Raw genomic sequence first — 1,346 nt, 5'->3', positions numbered from 1 at the left:
ATCCCGGCACGGTTTAACGCTTCTGTAATCTCGGCACGGGTAAGGTGTTTGTTGCCCTGCATCGCCTTTATCAATATATCGTTGGTTTTATTGAAGATGGCATTACTAACCTCAAACTTTTTGTACATACCCGCATTAATAGCGTTAATGCGGGGGGCGGTGAGCGCAAGTACCCAGCGAATATCAACAGGTGAAACAAAGTGCCATGTGGGCCTAAGCAGGTGGGTACGCAGTATTTTGCCTTCGGTTATGGCTTTTTCAATTACAGCTTCATTCGCATTTTGCGTTCTTAAACCAACAGCCCATTTGGCGCCGGCATAGTCCTGGGCCTGCATGGCAACCATATATTTTACAACATCCGCGGGCTCATTAAAGTGCGGATTGCTGATGTGTTGGTTAAACAAGCGCAAACCGGCTAAATGATCATCTTTCATGGTGATGTTAACTGATAGTGCGTAAACTTATCACGTAGTAGCGACAACAACCAAAACCTGCAAATCTGCCTGATCCATAAATCCTGCTAAAAATCGTGGTACAAATTCCTGAACGAGCTTCTTAGCCCAAAAGTTAACAGTGTGGTTTTGTTGTCAATTAAGCTATTATGTTCTTTACGATATAAACCGCTTAGTTCAAAACGGAGGTTGTATTTAGGATTAATGAGGAATGATACTGTGCCTTCTGCGTAATATAAGTTGGTGCTTATTCCCTGGCCTATGGTTGTAGTGGTATTATCTGCAGGTACAAAAGGCTTGGTTACAATTTTACCATTATTGATAACAGTAGTAGCATCAAGGCCATATTTGGCATAGTTTAACTGCCCCTGGAGGTCTATCCTGCCAAAAGAATAATTAAGGATACCCAAAATTTCCCTGAAGTTTGCACCATAAGGATGCGCCAACGGATCGCCATAAAAAGCGTAACTGCTAATGGAATTTGTATTTTGGTAAGTATAAGGTTTAACCGTATTAAACTCGAAAATATAATTAAAGTGTTTAACCTCAAGCAGATCGGCTCCGCGGATACCCACCTGTACACCATTAGTATTATTGGCGTTATTGCCAGAAAAGAAATCGCTGGCTTTAAACCTGTCTAATAATAGCTGGGCATATAAAGCAGTTTTGTCAAGAATTTTATACTTGCCGGTAAATCCAATCAGTGTATTGTCCTTTGGTTGCCGGGATGGACCTAAAGAGCTTGAAAACACTATTGGATTTATAAAATTCAAATCAAAACCACGCCTGTTGCCCGCTGCATCAGTTTCGGGAGATATAACAGCATTAAAGAAACCAAAAGAAACACGATTGCTTACGTTCCAGTCGAGGTAATGAAAAAATGCCCATTTGCGG

At 41.3% G+C, this 1,346-nt stretch carries 1 protein-coding gene and 1 pseudogene; both read right to left on the bottom strand.

What is annotated here, in order from left to right:
* On the bottom strand, positions 1 to 434 hold a 434-nt coding region (locus AC1DPZ_RS27285; protein ID WP_477409432.1), incomplete at its 3' end, for a DNA glycosylase AlkZ-like family protein.
* An 86-nt stretch (positions 435 to 520) separates the two neighbouring features.
* A pseudogene (locus AC1DPZ_RS27280) lies at positions 521 to 1,346 on the bottom strand (gliding motility protein RemB); the annotation flags it as partial.

This window comes from Mucilaginibacter sp. P4_G9 (assembly GCF_056400985.1).
Note: the sequence above shows the minus strand (reverse complement) of the source record. Positions and strands in the feature narration are given on the sequence as shown.